The organism is Bradyrhizobium sp. Cp5.3 (assembly GCF_000426265.1).
GTDB lineage: Bacteria > Pseudomonadota > Alphaproteobacteria > Rhizobiales > Xanthobacteraceae > Bradyrhizobium > Bradyrhizobium neotropicale.
This window is the reverse complement of the sequence record NZ_AUFA01000011.1, coordinates 278859-296187: the sequence shown is the minus strand read 5'-3', so window position 1 is coordinate 296187 and position 17329 is coordinate 278859. Positions and strand designations below refer to the sequence as shown.

At 64.2% G+C, this 17329-nt stretch carries 16 protein-coding genes; 5 read left to right on the top strand and 11 right to left on the bottom strand.

Annotation, left to right across the window (positions count from 1 at the left end; all coding sequences use genetic code 11):
* Nucleotides 1-28: 28 nt before the first annotated feature.
* The 3 genes from K289_RS0118845 (at nt 29) to K289_RS0118835 (ending at nt 3232) form a co-directional block, all read left to right on the top strand.
* A complete protein-coding gene (locus tag K289_RS0118845) occupies nt 29-1330 on the top strand; it encodes a lytic murein transglycosylase (RefSeq protein WP_027552959.1) in 1302 nt (433 codons plus the stop codon).
* A gap of 106 nt (nt 1331-1436) precedes the next feature.
* On the top strand, nt 1437-1940 hold the full coding sequence (locus K289_RS0118840) for a DUF1993 family protein (RefSeq protein ID WP_027552958.1): 504 nt from the start codon (nt 1437-1439) through the stop codon (nt 1938-1940).
* A gap of 188 nt (nt 1941-2128) precedes the next feature.
* Nucleotides 2129-3232 (top strand): alkene reductase, encoded by a 1104-nt coding sequence (locus K289_RS0118835; protein ID WP_027552957.1) that lies wholly within the window; start codon nt 2129-2131, stop codon nt 3230-3232.
* Nucleotides 3233-3489: 257 nt separating this feature from the next.
* On the opposite strand, the gene K289_RS0118830 is transcribed toward K289_RS0118835, so the two are convergent.
* Nucleotides 3490-4533 carry an aromatic ring-hydroxylating dioxygenase subunit alpha gene (locus tag K289_RS0118830; protein WP_027552956.1) on the bottom strand — a complete coding sequence of 348 codons (1044 nt, stop codon included), beginning with the start codon at nt 4531-4533 and terminating at the stop codon, nt 3490-3492.
* Between the two features lie 9 nt (nt 4534-4542).
* Entirely contained in the window at nt 4543-5745 is a 1203-nt protein-coding gene (locus K289_RS0118825; protein WP_027552955.1) for an ABC transporter substrate-binding protein, read from the bottom strand.
* A 152-nt stretch (nt 5746-5897) separates the two neighbouring features.
* On the opposite strand from K289_RS0118825, the gene K289_RS44670 reads away from it, so the two are divergent.
* The gene (locus K289_RS44670; protein WP_051310659.1) at nt 5898-6599 is read left to right on the top strand and encodes a TetR/AcrR family transcriptional regulator; all 702 of its coding nucleotides are present in this window, start codon (nt 5898-5900) and stop codon (nt 6597-6599) included.
* A gap of 349 nt (nt 6600-6948) precedes the next feature.
* Here the strand turns inward: K289_RS44670 and K289_RS0118815 are convergent, their stop codons facing one another.
* The 9 genes from K289_RS0118815 to K289_RS0118775 form a co-directional block, all read right to left on the bottom strand.
* On the bottom strand, nt 6949-8691 hold the full coding sequence (locus K289_RS0118815; protein WP_027552954.1) for an ABC transporter substrate-binding protein: 1743 nt from the start codon (nt 8689-8691) through the stop codon (nt 6949-6951).
* A 129-nt stretch (nt 8692-8820) separates the two neighbouring features.
* The gene (locus K289_RS0118810) at nt 8821-9150 is read right to left on the bottom strand and encodes a DUF2160 domain-containing protein (RefSeq protein WP_027552953.1); all 330 of its coding nucleotides are present in this window, start codon (nt 9148-9150) and stop codon (nt 8821-8823) included.
* Nucleotides 9151-9161: 11 nt separating this feature from the next.
* A complete protein-coding gene (locus tag K289_RS0118805) occupies nt 9162-9968 on the bottom strand; it encodes a carbohydrate ABC transporter permease (RefSeq protein WP_027552952.1) in 807 nt (268 codons plus the stop codon).
* Nucleotides 9968-10948, bottom strand: coding sequence for a carbohydrate ABC transporter permease (locus K289_RS0118800; RefSeq protein WP_027552951.1), 981 nt, complete (start codon nt 10946-10948; stop codon nt 9968-9970). Before K289_RS0118800 ends, K289_RS0118805 begins: the two co-directional genes overlap by 1 nt.
* Nucleotides 10948-12033 (bottom strand): ABC transporter ATP-binding protein, encoded by a 1086-nt coding sequence (locus K289_RS0118795; protein WP_027552950.1) that lies wholly within the window; start codon nt 12031-12033, stop codon nt 10948-10950. Before K289_RS0118795 ends, K289_RS0118800 begins: the two co-directional genes overlap by 1 nt.
* Nucleotides 12034-12045: 12 nt before the next feature.
* Entirely contained in the window at nt 12046-13122 is a 1077-nt protein-coding gene (locus K289_RS0118790; RefSeq protein WP_027552949.1) for an ABC transporter ATP-binding protein, read from the bottom strand.
* A complete protein-coding gene (glpD, locus tag K289_RS0118785; RefSeq protein ID WP_027552948.1) occupies nt 13119-14669 on the bottom strand; it encodes a glycerol-3-phosphate dehydrogenase in 1551 nt (516 codons plus the stop codon). Before glpD ends, K289_RS0118790 begins: the two co-directional genes overlap by 4 nt.
* A 397-nt stretch (nt 14670-15066) precedes the next feature.
* Complete coding sequence (locus K289_RS0118780; RefSeq protein WP_027552947.1) at nt 15067-15915, bottom strand: DeoR/GlpR family DNA-binding transcription regulator; 849 nt, start codon at nt 15913-15915, stop codon at nt 15067-15069.
* Nucleotides 15916-16005: 90 nt separating this feature from the next.
* Nucleotides 16006-16680, bottom strand: a complete 675-nt coding sequence (locus K289_RS0118775; protein WP_027552946.1) for an HAD family phosphatase — start codon at nt 16678-16680, stop codon at nt 16006-16008.
* A 154-nt stretch (nt 16681-16834) separates the two neighbouring features.
* Here K289_RS0118775 and K289_RS0118770 point away from each other — a divergent pair, with 154 nt between their 5' ends.
* Nucleotides 16835-17305: a nuclear transport factor 2 family protein gene (locus K289_RS0118770; RefSeq protein ID WP_027552945.1), complete on the top strand. Its 471-nt coding sequence runs from the start codon at nt 16835-16837 to the stop codon at nt 17303-17305.
* The last annotated feature ends 24 nt before the right edge of the window (nt 17306-17329 follow it).

Below are 17329 nucleotides of genomic sequence, written 5' to 3'. Positions count from 1 at the left end.
TCCACGCTCCCCCTCCCCCGGAACCCCCATGGTCCAGACCCGATTTGCGATCGCGGCCGTCACGCTTCTCGCGCTCTCCGTCCCCGCCTCCGCCCAGTTCCTGCCACCGCCCGTCAAGCCCGCGGCCCCCAAGGCAACTGCGCCGTCACCGCGCGCGGCCTCGTGTCACAACGGGGCGAGCTTCGATCGCTTCCTCGCCGACGTGAAGCAGCAGGCAGTCGCCGCCGGCGTATCGCAGCGGACGATCGCGGAGGCCTCGCCCTACCTCGTCTACGACCAGGGCATCGTCAACCGAGACCGTGGCCAGCGGGTGTTCGGTCAGCTCTTCACCGAATTCGCCGGCCGCATGGCCGCGCCTTATCGCATGCAGAACGGCCAGCAGCATATCAAGCAATATGCGGCGGCGTTCGCGCGCGCCGAGAAGGAATATGGTGTGCCGCCGGCAGTGATCGCCGCGTTCTGGGGACTGGAGAGCGATTTCGGCGCCAACATGGGCAATCTGCCGACGCTGAAATCGCTGGTGTCGCTCGCCTATGATTGCCGCCGCTCGGAGATGTTCGTGAACGAGACCATCGCCGCGCTGAAGATCATCGACCGCGGTGATCTCACGCCCGACGAGATGATCGGCTCCTGGGCCGGCGAGCTCGGGCAGACGCAGTTCTTGCCCGTGCATTACGTCAACTACGCCGTCGACTATGACGGCGACGGCCGGCGCGATCTCCTGCGCAGCGGGCCCGACGTGATCGGCTCGACCGCGAACTACATCGCCAATGGCCTGAAGTGGCGGCGCGGCGAGCCGTGGCTCGAGGAGATCAAGGTGCCGCAGGACCTGCCGTGGGAGCAGACCGATCTCAGCGTGCAGCAGCCGCGCTCGAAATGGGCGCAGTTGGGTGTCACTTATCCGGACGGCCGGCCATTGCCGAACGACAATCTCGCGGCCTCGGTGCTGCTGCCGATGGGACGCACCGGGCCGGCCTTCATGGCCTATCCGAATTTTGCGGCCTACACCGAATGGAATAACTCGCTGATCTACTCGACCACCGCGGGCTATCTCGCCTCGCGCATCGCGGGCGCTGCGCCGATGCGCAGGCCGTCGGCGCCGGTCGCGCAATTGCCGTTCAACCAGCTCAAGGAGCTCCAGCAGCTCCTGGTGCGCGCCGGCTTCAATGTCGGCAAGGTCGACGGCGTGCTGGGCCAGCAAAGCCGCTCGGCGGTGAAGGCGATGCAGATCAAGTATGGCCTGCCGGCCGATTCATGGCCGACGGCGGAGCTGCTCGCGCGCATGCGCGGCGGCACCGCGCAGGCGCAGCCACAGGCGACGGTGCGGTAGAATTTTTGCCTCGCGCGAGCCGCTCGCGCGATTGCATTTTTCCGTGGTGCTCCCATGTCTGGGGATCAGGGCCTCTCCTGAGACCTCAACGAGAAGAGAGCATCATATGTCCTTTTACGACGCCGTCGTCCCCGCCTATCTGCAGATGCTGAACAGCCTCACCGGCCTGCTCAACAAGGCAGAAGCCCACTGCGCGGCCAAAAAGATCGAGCCCAGCGTGCTGATCGGATCGCGGCTGTTCCCGGACATGCTGCCGTTCGGCAAGCAGATCCAGCTCGTCAGCGACTTTGCGGCCAAGGGCTGCGCACGGCTCACACATACCGAGGTGCCGTCGACGCCGGACACCGAGACAACGTTCGCGGAATTGAAGCAGCGGCTGGCGAAGACGATCGACTTCGTGAAATCGTTCAAGCCCGAACAATTCGAGGGTGCCGACGCCAAGGATGTCACATTCCCGGCTGGTCCCGACCGATCCGTGACTTTGAAGGGCCAGCAATTCTTCAGCTCGGTGTCGCTGCCGAACTTCTATTTCCATGCCACCACCGCGCACGGCATCCTGCGCCATAACGGCGTCGAGATCGGCAAGCGCGATTTCCTCGGCCTGAACTGAGATTCCTCGGGCCAAGCCATAGAGCCACGGCAGCGGGATTCTGCTGCCGCGGCCCAAATTGCACGTCATTTTTCCTACGCGGGCCTCAGCGCGCAGCTCGCCTGCACTTTCCGTATGGCTCCTCCCTTGTGCCGATCGCCGCGATGCACAAGTGTTCCTGACCTTATCACCGCCTGGAAACATTCCCCATGAGCCGTCCGACCAAATTGTTTGAGACCTACCAGCTCGGCCCGATCACGCTGGCCAACCGTTTCGTGATGGCGCCGCTGACGCGCAATCGCGCGGCACCCGGGACGTTCGTCCCGAGCCCGCTCGCCGCCGATTACTACGGCCAGCGCGCCTCCGCGGGCCTCCTGGTCACCGAAGCCAGCCAGATCTCGCAACAGGGTCAGGGCTACCAGGACACCCCAGGCATCTATTCGAAGGACCAGGTCAGCGGCTGGCGCAAGGTCACCGACAGCGTCCATGAGCGCGGCGGGCGCATCTTCATCCAGCTCTGGCACGTCGGGCGCATCTCCCACACCGCGCTCCAGGCCAATGGCGCAGCTCCGGTAGCGCCGAGCGCGATCCGGGCCAAGGGCAAGACCTTCGTCAACGGCACCTTCGCCGACGTCTCCGAGCCGCGCGCGCTCGAGCTTTCCGAAATCCCCGGGATCATCGACGACTTCAAGCGCGCGACGCGCAATGCGCTCGAGGCCGGCTTCGACGGCGTCGAGATCCACGGCGCCAACGGCTATCTGCTCGACCAGTTCGCCAAGGACGGCGCCAACAAGCGCCTAGATGCCTATGGCGGCTCGATCGAGAACCGCGCGCGACTGATGCTGGAGGTCTCCAAGGCCGTCGCCACTGAAGCCGGCGCCGACCGCACCGGCATCCGCATCTCGCCGGTGACGCCGGCCAACGACGTCTCCGACTCCAATCCGCAAGCCCTGTTCGATCACATCGTCGACGGCCTCAGCGCGCTCAAGCTGGTCTATCTCCACGTCGTCGAAGGCGCCACCGGCGGCCCGCGCGATTTCGCGCCGTTCGACTATGCGAGCCTGCGCAAGCGCTTCTCCGGCGCCTACATCGCCAACAACGGCTACGATTTCGATCTCGCGACCAAGGTGCTGGAATCAGGCAGCGCCGACCTCATCGCGTTCGGCAAGCCGTTCATCTCCAACCCCGACCTGGTCGAGCGGTTGAAGAAGGGCGCGGCGCTGAACGACTGGGACAAGAACACGTTCTATGGCGGTGGCGCCAAGGGGTACACGGACTACCCGACGCTGGAAGCGGCCGACGCGGCGCAGTAGTTTCTTCTCCCTCTCCCCGCTTGCAGGGAGAGGGTTGGGGTGAGGGGGAGTCTCCGCGAGGTCGGTGGTTGTTGGACTCGCGGAGAGTCCCCCTCACCCGGATCGCATCCACGATGCGATCCGGCCTCTCCCCGCAAGCGGGGAGAGGCGAAGAAAAAAGGGCCAGGATCGCTCCCGGTCTTTCGTGTTTTGACGGCGCTATGCGCGACGCTTGCTTCGCTTCCGCGCACTTGGCGGCGCTCTCCGTAAATCCTCGCTCACGCCGATGCGCGTGCTTCTGCTTCGCCCGCCACCATGCGCTCCACGATGCGGCGCATGCGCTGTGGGGCGGCGTCGATGGCGAGGCGGATGGTCTTGGCGTTGGGGCGGGCCTGCACGACATCCTCGATGCGCTCCAGAATCTCCTTGTCCTCGTTGAACGCGATACGGAAATCGGCGTGCAGGCGCTGATCGACATCGGCATCGTCAAGCGCGAAATTGCGGACATGGAGCCAGTGGTCGATGCAGACATTGTCGTCAACCGGCGTGATGAAGTGGCAGGCGAAGATGCGCAGTCCTCTGCCACGGTCTTCCGGATCGGCGATCGCACCGGCATCGGCGCTGCCGAAGTCGATCACCGCAATGCAGGGGGCGATGTAGTCGTAATAGTGCCAGCGGTCGACATGACCGCTGAAATTACCGTATTTCCCGAACAGCGGGATTGGCGGCGCATTTCGGATCCACCGCCATACCAGCACGCCGCGATCGCCAAAGCTGTGCTCCACCGGAATCTCTTCGCTCGCGGCATTGCCGAGCGTCGACAGGTGCACGAAGCTGACATGCGCGGGATCGCAGAGATTGTCGGCGAGGTTGAGGTAGTTGGTCTCGATCCGCAGCGCGTCGCCCTCGGCAGCATGCCAGCCGGCCTCGCCGAACTGCGGCAGGTTGTAGATCAGCGATGGATCGGCCAGGGCCGGATCGCCCGGCCAGATCCAGATCAGGCCCATCTTCTCCCGGAGTGGATAGGACGGCACCCGCGCGTTCGGCGGAATCATCGGTTGGCCAGGAATCCGGATACAGCGCCCGTCGGGGCCAAAGGTCATGCCATGATAGCCGCATTCGATGGCATCACCCCTGAGCTTGCCCATCGACAACGGCGCGAGCCGGTGCGGGCAGGCATCATCGAGCGCGATCACCTCACCCCCCTCGCTGCGGTAAACCACGAGGTCCATGCCGAGGATGCGGTGGCAGGCGAGCTTGCGCGTGATGTTGCGTGACCAGGTGAGCGGATACCAATTATTGCGCGGAGCGAGCAGGTTCATGGGACACCTCTAGTTCTTCAGCTTGGCCAACACCTCGGCGTCTGCGGGCTGGTAGTCCGCCCCGTCGACATAGCGCCAGTCGGTCATCACCCCCTGGCCGTCGCGCACCGCGAGCTCGCCGATATAGACACCCATGGTCGACTGGTGATCGATCGCACGGAAAGCAATCGGGCCTACCGGCGTATCGACCTTCAGATGCTCCATCGACTTGATGAGATCATCGGCATTGGTCGAACCGGCCTGCTCGATCGCGCTCGCCAGCACCAGCATGTTCGTGTAACCGATCAGCGCACCGATATTCGGCGGTTCCTTGAAGCGCGCGACATAGGCTTTCAGGAATGCGTCATGGGCCGGCGTCTTGATCTCGCTCCAGGGATATCCGGTGACCACCCAGCCGGGCGGCGCCTCGTCCTTGAGCGGGGCGAGATACTCCGGCTCGCCCGAGAGGATGCTGACGACGGCACGGTTCGTGAACGCATTCCGCGTTGAGCCCTCGCGCACGAGCTTGGCAAGGTCGGCCCCGAATGTCGCGTTGAATATGGCATCCGGATTCTCGGCCATCATCGCCTGTACGACCGCACCCGCGTCGATCTTGCCGAGCGGCGGCCACTGCTCGGAGACGAATTCGACGTCGGGCTTCAATCGCTTCAGCTCGCGCTTGAAGCTCGCCACCGCGGCCTGGCCGAACTCATAGTTCGGCGCGATCGTCGCCCAGCGCCGCGCCGGAAATTTGGCCGCCTCCTTTGCCAGGATGGCGGCCTGCGTGTACGTGCTCGGCCGCAGCCTGAAGGTATATCGATTGCCCTTTTCCCAGATCAGGGCATCCGTCAGCGGTTGAGAGGCGAGGAAGAATTTCTGCTTCTGCCTCGCGAAATCGGCGACCGCCAGACCGATATGGGAGAGGATCGTGCCGGTCAGGAGATCGACCTGCTCGCCGTCGACCAGCTGACCGGCAGCGGTGATGGCCACGTCCGGCTTGCCGGCGTCGTCTCGGGCGATGATCTCGAGCTTGCGGCCGAGCACGCCGCCCTTCCCGTTGATCTCGTCGCGCGCGAGCTCCCAGCCCTGGCGATAGCCGTGGGTACCCACGGGGAGAGCCGAATAGCTCGAGATCTCACCAATCTTGATCGGCGGCGGTTCGGCCGCCTGCGCCGCACTGCAGGCGACTGCGAGGACAATTCCAACGAGCGTCAGGACAACCGGAACACGCATATGAGCCTCCCGCCATTGGGAATAGCTATTGTATGTAGTACTTACTACATAGCGAATATCAGGCGCGCCGGGTTGTCAATGACGAAAAATCGGCGGGCTTGCCAAAAAAGCGGCAGGCCCCATCCTGCTGGTCGTGATTCCAGGGATACGCGATGGCCAACGATACAGAGCTGCCAGTCCGCACTCTCGCCGCGCCGCGAAGGGCGGCCAAGCGGAAACGGGCCTCAACGGCCCGGCGGACGCGGGCGCCCGATCAGACCCGCGAGGCCATTCTGCGCGCGGCCGTCGCCGAGTTTGCCCGCGAAGGCTATGGCGGCGCGCGGGTCGATCGCATCAGCAAGGCCGCCAAGAGCAACGACCGGATGCTCTACTACTATTTCAAGAGCAAGGAGAAGCTCTTCCATCAGGTCATCGAGCATTGCTATGCCGACCTGGTTGCGTCGGAAGAGGCGCTCGATCTCGATTTCTCCAGGCCACGCCAAGCGCTCGCCGCGCTGGTCGCCTTCAATTGGAACTACTACTGGGCTCACCCAGAGCTGCTCAGCATTCTCGCGTCGGAGAATCTGTTCAAGGGCCGTCACGTCAGGAACAACATCCGCCGCAGCTTCGCCAATACGCAGCTGGGCATGCTGGAGCGCGTCCTCCAGTGCGGCATCGAGCGTCGCGAGTTCAGGCCGGACTGCGACCGCTTCCATCTTTATCTGTCGATCCTCTCACTCACCTATTTCTACCGCGCCAACCTCTACACGTTGTCAAGCTATACGCAGATCGACCTTGCGGATCAGGAGATGCGGAGGGCCTGGCTCGCGCATGTGCAGGCGATGATCGAGGATATGGTGAAGCGCAAGGAGTGAGCGCGGCCGGCGCGCAAGCGCGAATCCGTAAATCTGGCGCCACAACCTCGTCGTTGTGCCCCGTGAAAGCGGGAGATCCAGCGCGCCGCGGCTTCTCCGTATTTATCGATCGCCCGCCCAGTGCGCAATTGCGCACAAGGCGGGCGATGCCGTCGAGAATGAGGGACGGCCGCGCCACAAGCTCGTCATTGCGAACCTAGCGAAGCAATCCAGAGTCTTTTCCGCGGTGGCAGCCTGGATTGCTTCGCTGCGCTCGCAATGACGATGTGGTTGCAGAGTGCGTTCGCAGAAAAGAAAAAGGCCGGGATCGCTCCCGGCCTTTCGCGTTTGATGGCGCTGTGCGCGAGGCTTACTTCGCTTCCGCGCGCTTGGGCGGGGTCGCCGGCCACGACTTGATCAGGGTGTCGTAGTCGACCGTCTCGCCCTTCGGCTTCTCGTTGGCGAGCTTGCGCTGCGGCGCGATGGTGCCGTCCTTCTCGGCCTTCGCGAACCAGTACTCGGCCGACTCCTTCTTGTGCAGCTTCGGACCGCAGGCGCCCTGCACGCCCGACTTCTCCAGACGCTCCATCACGGAGTCCTGGGCGGCCGCGAGTGCATCCATCGCAGCTTGCGGCGTCTTCGTACCGGACGACGCATCGCCGATGTTCTGCCACCAGAGCTGCGCGAGCTTCGGATAGTCAGGCACGTTGTTGCCGGTCGGGGTCCACTGCACGCGCGCGGGCGAGCGGTAGAACTCGATCAGGCCGCCGAGCTTCGGCGCACGCTCGGTGAACGACTTGTCCCAGATGTCGGATTCACGGATGAACGTGAGACCGACATGGCTCTTCTTCAGCGACACCGTCTTGGAGATGATGAACTGGAGATAGAGCCAGGCTGCCTTGCGGCGATCAGCCGGGGTCGACTTCAGAAGCGTCACGGAGCCGGCGTCCTGGTAGCCGAGCTTCATGCCTTCCTTCCAGTACGAACCGTGCGGCGACGGGGCCATACGCCACTTCGGCGTACCGTCCGCGTTCATCACGGCGATGCCGGGCTTCACCATGTCGGCGGTGAAGGCGGTGTACCAGAAGATCTGCTGGGCGATGTTGCCCTGCGCCGGCACCGGACCTGCCTCCGAGAAGGTCATGCCCTGCGCCTGCGGCGGCGCGTACTTCTTCAGCCAGTCGAGATACTTCGTGATGGCGTAGACCGCGGCGGGACCGTTGGTGTCGCCGCCACGATCGATGCTCGAGCCGACCGGGCGGCAGCCTTCCATGCGGATGCCCCACTCGTCGACCGGCAGACCGTTCGGAATGCCCTTGTCACCGTTGCCGGCCATCGACAGCCAGGCGTCGGTGAATCGCCATCCGAGCGAGGGGTCCTTCTTGCCATAGTCCATATGGCCGTAGACCTTGACGCCGTTGATCTCCTTGATGTCGTTGGTGAAGAACTCGGCGATGTCCTCATAGGCCGACCAGTTCACGGGCACGCCGAGCTCGTAGCCATACTTGGCCTTGAACTTGGCCTTGTAGTCGGGGTTGGTGAACCAGTCGTAGCGGAACCAATAGAGGTTCGCGAACTGCTGGTCGGGCAGCTGGTAGAGCTTGCCGTCCGGCGCGGTCGTGAACGACTTGCCGATGAAGTCGTTGACGTCGAGCATGGGATCGGTGACGTCCTTGCCCTCGCCCTTCATGTAGTCGGACAGCACGATGGTCTGGCCGTAGCGGAAGTGCGTGCCGATCAGGTCGGAGTCGTTGATCCAGCCGTCATACACGTTCTTGCCGGACTGCATCTGGGTCTGCAGCTTCTCGACGACGTCACCTTCCTGGATGATGTCGTGCTTGAGCTTGATGCCGGTGAGCTCGGAGAACGCCTTGGCGAGCGTCTGCGACTCGTATTCGTGGGTCGTGATCGTCTCGGAGACGACGTTGATCTCCATGCCCTTGAACGGCTCGGCCGCCTTGGCGAACCACTCCAACTCCTTCTTCTGGTCGTCCTTCGACAGCGTCGAGGGCTGGAATTCCGCGATCCACTTCTGGATCACGGCGTCGTCGGCGGCGCGAACCGGCGCCGAGACGGCGAACGACACCGCAACGAGGGCGGCGGCGCTGGACATGGTCAGAAAATTGTTCTTGGTCAATGGACCTTTCCTTCTCCTAAACTGTCGCATGTTGTTCCTCCGTTGCAGCGACAAACCTTATACAGGCCCGGGTTGATCCCGGATCTGGCCGTCTCTTCGCGAGCTTCAGACCGTGCGGAAAATGAGCACGGCCGTGACAAGCGAAATTCCACTTGCGAGCCACAGGCTCGAGATTTCAAAGCCGTCCTCGCCGATCGGCAGCGTCGCGATCGCGTCGGTGCCGAGGAAGGCGATCCACAGGAGGTGGATGACGGCGGCCGCGATCAGCGAGACGAACAGGCGGTCGCCGCGCGTGGTCGGGATACGCAGCACGCCGACGCGCTCGGCCTCGGGATAGACCGCAGCAAGCCAGGTCATCACCGCCAGCGTGCAGGCGAGCGCTATGAAGAAGATCGCCGTCGGCAGCGTCCAGGCCATCCATGCGATGGATTCCATCCTCGCCTCCTCTAGACTCTGCCGAGCGCAAAGCCGCGCGCGATGTAGTTGCGGACGAACCAGATCACGAGCGCGCCCGGAATGATGGTGAGCACGCCGGCGGCCGCGAGCAGCCCCCAATCCATGCCGGCCGCCGACACCGTGCGCGTCATGATCGCCGCGATCGGCTTGGCCTGCACCGAGGTCAGCGTGCGCGCGAGCAGCAGCTCGACCCAGGAGAACATGAAGCAAAAGAAGGCGGCAACGCCGATGCCGCTCGCGATCAGCGGCACCAGGATCTTGATGAAGAAGCGCGGGAAGGAATAGCCGTCGAGGAAGGCGGTCTCGTCGATCTCGCGCGGCACGCCGGAGACGAAGCCTTCCAGGATCCACACCGCGAGCGGCACGTTGAAGATGCAGTGCGCGAGCGCAACGGCCCAAGGCGTATCAAAGAGCCCGATCGCCGAATAGAGGTTGAAGAACGGCAGCGCATAGACCGCGGCCGGCGCCATGCGGTTCGACAGCAGCCAGAAGAACAGATGCTTGTCGCCGAGGAAGCGGTAGCGCGAGAACGCGTAGGCCGCCGGCAGCGCCACCGAGATCGAGATAATGGTGTTAAGGACGACGTATTCGAGCGAGTTGATATAGCCGGAATACCAGCTCTCGTCGGTGAAGATGCGCCTGTAGTGCTGGAGCGTCGGCGTGTGCGGCCACAGCGTCATCGTCGAGACGATCTCGCTGTTGGTCTTGAAGCTCATGTTGACGAGCCAGTAGATCGGCAACAACAGGAAGATCAGGAACAGCGCCATGATGACGCGGCGTCCGGGAATCGAGTGCATCAGGCCACTCCTTCCTTCGGCTTGAGCGCGGGCGCGGGCGCTGGCTGGAGCGCGCCTGCGGGCTTGCGCTCCGCCGCCGGCTCCTCTTCCGCCTGCGCCTTACGCTCAACGCCGGCATTGGTCATGACGGTGTAGAAGACCCAGCAGACGATCAGGATGATCAAATTGTAGACCAGCGACAGCGCCGCCGCCTTGCCGAGATCGAACTGGCCGAGCGCGATCTTGACGAGCTCGATCGACACGAAGGTGGTCGAGTTGCCGGGCCCGCCGCCGGTGACGACGAACGGCTCGGTGTAGATCATGAAAGAGTCCATGAAGCGCAGCAGCACCGCAATCAGGAGCACGCGGTTCATCTTCGGCAGCTGGATCGCCTTGAACACCGCCCAGCGCGAAGCGCCGTCGATCTGCGCGGCCTGGTAATAGGCCTCGGGGATCGACTTCAGGCCGGCGTAGCAGAGCAGCGCAACCAGGCTCGTCCAGTGCCAGACGTCCATCACGATGACGGTGACCCAGGCATCGATATCGTTGGAGACGTAGTTGTACTCGATGCCCATCGCATTGAGCGTATAGCCGAGCAGGCCGATATCGGGCCGGCCGAAGATCTGCCAGATCGTCCCAACCACGTTCCACGGAATCAGGAGCGGCAGAGCGAGGATGACGAGGCAGGCTGCCACCGTCCAGCCCTGGCGCGGCATCGACAGCGCGACGACGATGCCGAGCGGCACCTCGATGGCGAGGATGACGAGCGAGAAGAACAGGTTGCGCCCGAGCGAAGCGAGGAAGCGGCCGCCGAGATCGGTCGAGGGATCGAGCAATTCCTTGAACCAGCCGACACCGTTCCAGAAGAACTGGTTGTTGCCGAAGGTGTCCTGCATCGAATAGTTCACGACCGTCATCAGCGGCAGCACCGCCGAGAAGGCCACCACCAGGAACACCGGCAGCACCAGGAACCAGGCTTTTTGGTTGATGGTCTTGTCCATCAGGCGGCTCCCTCCACCAGAAGGCTGTCGGCATAGACGTGGACGTGCGACGGATCGAACTTCAGGCCGGCGCTGCCATCGCCGCTGGTGAAACCAGCGCGTGCGCGCGCCGCCAACTTGGCGTCGCCGACGCGGACGCGGGCGAAGCGGATGCGGCCGAGGTCGTCGATGCGGTCGATCTTCGCCGTGAGCAGGCCCGGTGCCGGCGCGACGACGTCGACGAACTCCGGACGCACCCCGATCTCGATCTTGGCGCCCGCCGGCAGATTGTCGTAGCTGCGGTCGAGCGCGATGACATGGCCGCCGATCCGCGCCTCGCGGCCCCTGACCTCGGCCGGCAGGATGTTCATGCCCGGCGAGCCGATGAAATAGCCAACGAAGGTGTGGGCCGGCTTGTCGAACAGCTCGGCCGGCGTGCCGCTCTGCACCACGCGGCCGTCATGCATGACGACCACGGTATCGGCAAAGGTCAGCGCCTCGGTCTGGTCGTGGGTGACGTAGATCATCGTGAGGTCGAGCTCGCGATGCAGCGCCTTCAGCTTGGAGCGAAGCTGCCATTTCAGCTCGGGATCGATGACGGTCAAAGGCTCGTCGAACAGCACGGCGGCGACGTCGGAGCGGACGAGGCCGCGGCCGAGCGAGATCTTCTGCTTGGCGTCGGCCGTGAGCCGCGTCGCCTTGCGGTTCAGATAGGGTTCGAGATCGAGCAGGCGGCCGATCTCGGCAACGCGCTTGTCGATCTCGGCTTTCGGCACGCCTCGGTTCTTCAGCGGAAACGCCAGGTTCTGCCCCACAGTCATGGTGTCGTAGATCACCGGAAACTGGAACACCTGGGCGATGTTGCGCTTCTGGGTTGACAGCGGTGTGATGTCCTTGCCGTCGAACAGGATTTTCCCGCGCGAAGGCGTGATGATGCCGGAGATGACGTTGAGCAGCGTGGTCTTGCCGCAGCCGGACGGCCCAAGCAGCGCATAGGCACCGCCCTGCCGCCAGGTCATGGTCACCGGCTTCAGCGCAAAGCTTTCCGGGGCTGCGTCATTGCCGGTGTAGGAGTGCGCGAGATCGACGAGGTCAATGCGGGCCATCGAGCGCCTCCTTCACGAGATCGGCGCGGCGACCAGGCGGTCGGCCGCATCGAAGACGAAGACGTCGTTGGGATCGAGCACGGCGTCGATGGTCTGGCCGGGCTCGAACTCGTGCACGCCGTGCAGGACCGCAACCCAATTCAAGCCGTCGCGGGTCAGATGCACGAAACTCTCCGAACCGGTGATCTCCGTCACCGTCACCGTGGCATGGAAGGCGTGGCGGTCGGCCTCACCATTGGCAAGCCCGAGCTGATGCGCGCGAAAGCCGACGCGATAGGCGCCGTCGGCGAGCCCGGCATAGAGGCCCGAGGCCGGCGACGTGGTGCCGCCGGCATATCGCACGGAGCCGTTCTTCTTCTCGATGCCGACGAGGTTGAGCGGCGGATCGGAGAACACCTGAGCGACCCGCAGGGTCTGCGGCCGGCGGTAGACGTTGGAGGTCTCGCCGATCTGGAGCGCCCGGCCTTCCCACATGCAAACAGTGTTGCCGCCGAGCAGCAGCGCTTCGCTGGGCTCGGTGGTGGCATAGACGAAAATCGCGCCCGAGGCCTCGAAGATGCGCGGCAGTTCGGCGCGCAGCTCCTCGCGCAGCTTGTAGTCGAGATTGGCGAGCGGCTCGTCGAGCAGGACGAGATCGGCGCCCTTCACCAGGGCGCGCGCGATCGCGGTGCGCTGCTGCTGGCCGCCGGAGAGCTGGAGCGGCGTGCGCTTGAGGAACGGCTCGAGCCTGAGCAGTTTTGCGGCCTCCGCCACCCGCTTCTCGATCTCCTCGCGTGGCTTGCCCTGCACGCGCAGCGGCGAAGCGATGTTCTCATAGACCGAGAGCGAGGGGTAGTTGATGAACTGCTGGTAGACCATCGCCACCGAGCGCTGGCGCACGTCGGCGCCGGTGACGTCCTTGCCGTTGACCAGCACCTTGCCCGTGGTCGGCTTGTCGAGGCCCGCGAGCAGCCGCATGATCGAGGTCTTGCCCGACAGCGTCGGCCCGAGCAGCACGTTGAGCGTACCGCTCTCGAGCGTCAGCGAAACGTCGCGGATGTGCGGGATCCCATCGACGGTCCGGGTCACGTGATCGAGCGTCACGGTCATGAGCGGCCTCCTGCTTCCAGCAGGGGACTTTGCTGCACGGCGTGGGTCCTGATCCAGTCGTCAAGCGCCGCGATCTCCTCGGCACTTAGTCGCAGGCCAAGCTTGGAACGACGCCAGACGATGTCCTCGGCGGTAACCGCCCATTCGTTGGCCATGAGGTAGCGGACCTCGCGCTCGGTCAGCGTCGCGCCAAAAGCCTGGCCGAGATCGGCGGTCGATTTCGCATCGCCAAGCAGCTTGATCGCGCGGGTGCCGTAGGCGCGCGCGAGGCGCCGCGCATGCTCGTGGCTGAGGAAGGAATAGCCGCGTTGCAGCTCGGCGATCAGGCCGTCGACGGCCGACACATCCATGTCGCCGCCGGGCAGCGGCCATTTGCCGGTCCAGCCCTCGCGCGCTTTCGCGCTGCGAAGATAGGGCGCGAGCCGCTCCAGCGCCTCCTCGGCGAGGCGGCGGTAGGTGGTGATCTTGCCGCCATAGATCGACAGCAGCGGCACGCCGCCGGGCGTATCGAGCTCGAACACGTAGTCGCGGGTCGCGGCCTTGGCTTCGTTGGCGCCGTCGTCATAAAGCGGACGCACGCCGGAATAGGTCCAGACCACGTCCTCCGGTGTCACCGGCTTGGCCAGATATTCGCTCGCGGCGGTGCAGAGATAGTGGATCTCCTCCGGCGTCGCCTTCACCTTGGACGGATCGCCGTCATAGTCGCGATCGGTGGTGCCGATCAGCGTGAAATCGTCCTGGTAGGGGATGACGAAGATGATGCGACCATCCGCATTCTGGAACATGTAGGCACGGTCGTGATCGTAGAGCTTTTTCACCACGATATGCGAGCCCTGCACCAGACGCACCTTGGCTTTCGCATTGACGCCGGCGCCGCGGCCCAAGACGTCCTCGACCCAGGGGCCGCCGGCATTGATGAGTGCGCGGGCCTGGATGGATGAGCGTGCGCCGCTCAGCGTATCGACCATGCTAACGGTCCAGATGCCGTCGGACTGGCGGATTTCGGTGGCGCGGGTGCGGGTGCGGATCTCGGCGCCCTTGTCGGCGGCATCGCGCGCATTGAGCACGACGAGGCGGGCATCGTCGACGAAACAGTCGGAATATTCGAACGCGCGGGTATAGCGATTCGGGATCAGCGGGCGGCCGACCTCATCGCGCCTGAGATCGACCGAACGGGTCGCCGGCAGGAGATGACGGCCGCCGATGTGGTCGTAGAGGAAGAGGCCGAGCCGCAGCAGCCAGGCCGGCCGCAGGCCCGCGTGATGCGGCAAAACGAAACGCAGGGGACGGATGATGTGGGGCGCGATGCCCCAGAGGATCTCGCGCTCGATCAGCGCCTCACGGACCAGGCGAAACTCGTAATATTCGAGATAGCGCAGGCCGCCATGTACGAGCTTGGTCGACCAGGACGACGTCCCGCTCGCCAGATCATTCATTTCACACAGGAAAACCGTGTTGCCCCGGCCCACCGCATCGCGCGCGATGCCGCAGCCGTTAACACCGCCTCCGATAATGGCGAGGTCGAAAATACGCTCCAACAGACGCATCCCCCGGCGGCCGCTTGTTCCATCCAGCGGCGACTTTCGTTTTTAATTAGATCACACCGCAAAACGAAAGCAAGACGAAAGAGAAGCGAAAGGAAGCGAAACCGGAACTTTTTTTGTGGGCAGTTGAGTGAAGGAGTAGGCAGAAGTGCATCCTGCACTGGACCGGGAGACGTCTCGTCTGTGACCTTGTGGCGCGTACCTGGCCTCCATGGTTCGAGACGCGCCGTAAGGCGGCGCTCCTCACCATGAGGGTCTAGGATTTCGCCCCGACACGAGACCTCATCCTGAGGAGCCCGCCTACAGCGGGCGTCTCGAAGGATGGACCGCGAGAAGGCTGCCTGCCACGCTCGCATTCATATGCGATCGCCCTGCCCACCAGGGAGCGTGAAATGGAGCGCTATCTCAGCCTGACCACCGGCGCCGCTTCGGGCGCTGCATCCTGCGCAGCTTCCCCTGCCCCGTCATCGATATCGGCGGTCTTCGGCATCGCCTCCACCACCTCGATGCCCTTGCTGTGGCAGATGGTGGCGAGGCGTTCGGGCAACTCCTGGTCGGTGACGAAGGTCTGGATCTGGCTGATATGGGCGATGCGCACCGGCGCGCTGCGGCGAAGCTTCGTCGAGTCCGCGACCAGCATGACGCTGCGGGCATTGGCGATGATGGCCTGCGCGACCTGGACCTCGCGATAATCGAAGTCGAGCAATGCGCCCTCCTCGTCGATCGCGGAGGCGCCGATGATGGCGTAGTCGACCTTGAACTGGCCGATGAGCTGCGTCGCGGTCGAGCCGACCACGGCGCCGTCGGCACGCCGCACCGTGCCGCCGGCGACCACCACCTCGATGCGCGGATGGCGGTAGAGCAGCATGGCGACGTTGAGATTGTTGGTGATGACGAGGAGGTCCTCGTGCGAGGTGAGCGCGCTCGCGACCTCCTCGGTCGTGGTGCCGATGTTGATGAAGAGCGAGCAGCCGTTGGGAATGAGCGATGCGGCCGCCACCCCGATCGCCTTCTTCTCGTCGGCGGCGACGAAGCGCCGCGCCTCATAGGCGAGATTTTCGACGCCGGAGGCAATGATGGCGCCGCCATGGATGCGGGTCAGCGACCGGCGCTCGCAGAGATCGTTGAGATCTTTCCGGATGGTCTGCGCCGACACCTCGAACCGGCGCGCCAGTTCTTCGACCATCACGCGGCCGGAGGCGCGCGCGATGTTGAGGATTTCGGCTTGGCGATGGGTCAATCCGGTCACGGCGATGGCCTCAAATCAATGGATGCATGGTGCGGCGGTTCGCGCGATCGGTCAATGCAAGAGCTGATCACGGTTAACGGACGAGGCTCCTCACCACGCCATCTTGGCGGCGAGACGCGCGAGCAGCTCCGGATCGTCGAAGGCGCTCGCGGACGCGACGGCGCCGGCGGCGACAAGGTCAGCATGACTGAGGCTGGTGCGTATCCCGATGGTCGGAATGCCGGCAGCCGTGGCCGACTGCACGCCGGAGCGGGAATCCTCGAACGCGATCGAGGCCCGCGCGTCGGCATCGACGAAGCGAAGCCCCTCATGATAGGGCAGCGGATGCGGCTTGCCATGCGCAAGCTCGTCGCCGATCACGATCGCCTTGAATCGCTTGGTGATGCCGAGCCCGGAGAGCAGCAACTCCGCATTGAGGCGCGGCGCGTTGGTGACGGCGACCATGGGAATGCCGGCGGCATCCGCCCGGTCGAGCAGCGCCATCAAACCGGGCAGCGGCTCGATCTGCCCGGCGACGAGCGCACGGAAGACTTCCTCCTTCTCGCCGAGGATCGCGACGCGGCGCTCCGGCGCCTCCTCGATGAGAAAGCGTTCGCCGATCGACGCATTGGAGAAGCCCTGCAGCTCTCTCGAGAAGCGTGCGTGATCGAAGACATGGCCGCGGGGGCCGAGCACCTGGTTGAAGGCTTTCAGGTGCAACGGGTCGGTGTTGGCGAGCGTGCCGTCGATATCGAACAGCAACGCCCTGCCGATAGTCTCGATCATTTCCGTACTTTCCCAAATGCGCGACGCATCGATACGCGAGACGTATCAATACGTCCTCGATCGCGCAATGACGCATGCGCATGACGACGAGGTGACACTCGACAAAGTCGCGCGCGGCTGCAACACTCGCGGCAAGATCAAAAAGGAGGAAACGATGATCATCAACCGGCGCGAGCTGTCTCTCTCAAGCCTGGCTCTCTCGACCCTGGCCGTCTCCACCCTCGCCTTCACGGCATCCGGCGCACTTGCGGGTTCGGCGGACGAAGAGGCTGTGGCGAAGAAGGTCGAGGCCTTCCGCCTCGCTCAGATCGCGGCCGATCCCAAGGCGCTCGGCGCGCTCTGCTGGGACGATCTGAGCTACAGCCATTCCAGCGGCAAGGTCGAGGACAAGGCGACCTTCATCGCCAACGCCACTGACGGCAAATCAAAATTCCTGTCGATCGAATACAAGGACCCGACCATCAAGGTCGTCGGCCCCGCCGCGATCGTGCGCTTCCACTGGGTCGCCGAGCAGGAGATGGCGGCCGATGGGAAAAAAGTGCCGACCAACCTTCACATCCTGATGAACTGGCAGAAGCAGGGCGACGACTGGAAGCTGCTGTCGCGCGCCGCCACGAAACTGTGATGGCGCTTCACCCTCTCCCCCTGT

Excerpts from the sequence above, each read along its gene's own strand:
- K289_RS0118805 (WP_027552952.1), bottom strand. The coding sequence starts at position 9,968 with ATGCACTCGATTCCCGGACGCCGCGTCATCATGGCGCTGTTCCTGATC.
- K289_RS0118815 (WP_027552954.1), bottom strand. The coding sequence starts at position 8,691 with ATGTCCAGCGCCGCCGCCCTCGTTGCGGTGTCGTTCGCCGTCTCGGCG.
- K289_RS0118840 (WP_027552958.1), top strand. The coding sequence starts at position 1,437 with ATGTCCTTTTACGACGCCGTCGTCCCCGCCTATCTGCAGATGCTGAAC.
- K289_RS0118770 (WP_027552945.1), top strand. The coding sequence starts at position 16,835 with ATGATCATCAACCGGCGCGAGCTGTCTCTCTCAAGCCTGGCTCTCTCG.
- K289_RS0118800 (WP_027552951.1), bottom strand. The coding sequence starts at position 10,948 with ATGGACAAGACCATCAACCAAAAAGCCTGGTTCCTGGTGCTGCCGGTG.
- K289_RS0118825 (WP_027552955.1), bottom strand. The coding sequence starts at position 5,745 with ATGCGTGTTCCGGTTGTCCTGACGCTCGTTGGAATTGTCCTCGCAGTC.
- K289_RS44670 (WP_051310659.1), top strand. The coding sequence starts at position 5,898 with ATGGCCAACGATACAGAGCTGCCAGTCCGCACTCTCGCCGCGCCGCGA.
- K289_RS0118830 (WP_027552956.1), bottom strand. The coding sequence starts at position 4,533 with ATGAACCTGCTCGCTCCGCGCAATAATTGGTATCCGCTCACCTGGTCA.
- K289_RS0118790 (WP_027552949.1), bottom strand. The coding sequence starts at position 13,122 with ATGACCGTGACGCTCGATCACGTGACCCGGACCGTCGATGGGATCCCG.
- K289_RS0118795 (WP_027552950.1), bottom strand. The coding sequence starts at position 12,033 with ATGGCCCGCATTGACCTCGTCGATCTCGCGCACTCCTACACCGGCAAT.
- K289_RS0118810 (WP_027552953.1), bottom strand. The coding sequence starts at position 9,150 with ATGGAATCCATCGCATGGATGGCCTGGACGCTGCCGACGGCGATCTTC.
- glpD (WP_027552948.1), bottom strand. The coding sequence starts at position 14,669 with ATGCGTCTGTTGGAGCGTATTTTCGACCTCGCCATTATCGGAGGCGGT.
- K289_RS0118835 (WP_027552957.1), top strand. The coding sequence starts at position 2,129 with ATGAGCCGTCCGACCAAATTGTTTGAGACCTACCAGCTCGGCCCGATC.
- K289_RS0118845 (WP_027552959.1), top strand. The coding sequence starts at position 29 with ATGGTCCAGACCCGATTTGCGATCGCGGCCGTCACGCTTCTCGCGCTC.
- K289_RS0118775 (WP_027552946.1), bottom strand. The coding sequence starts at position 16,680 with ATGATCGAGACTATCGGCAGGGCGTTGCTGTTCGATATCGACGGCACG.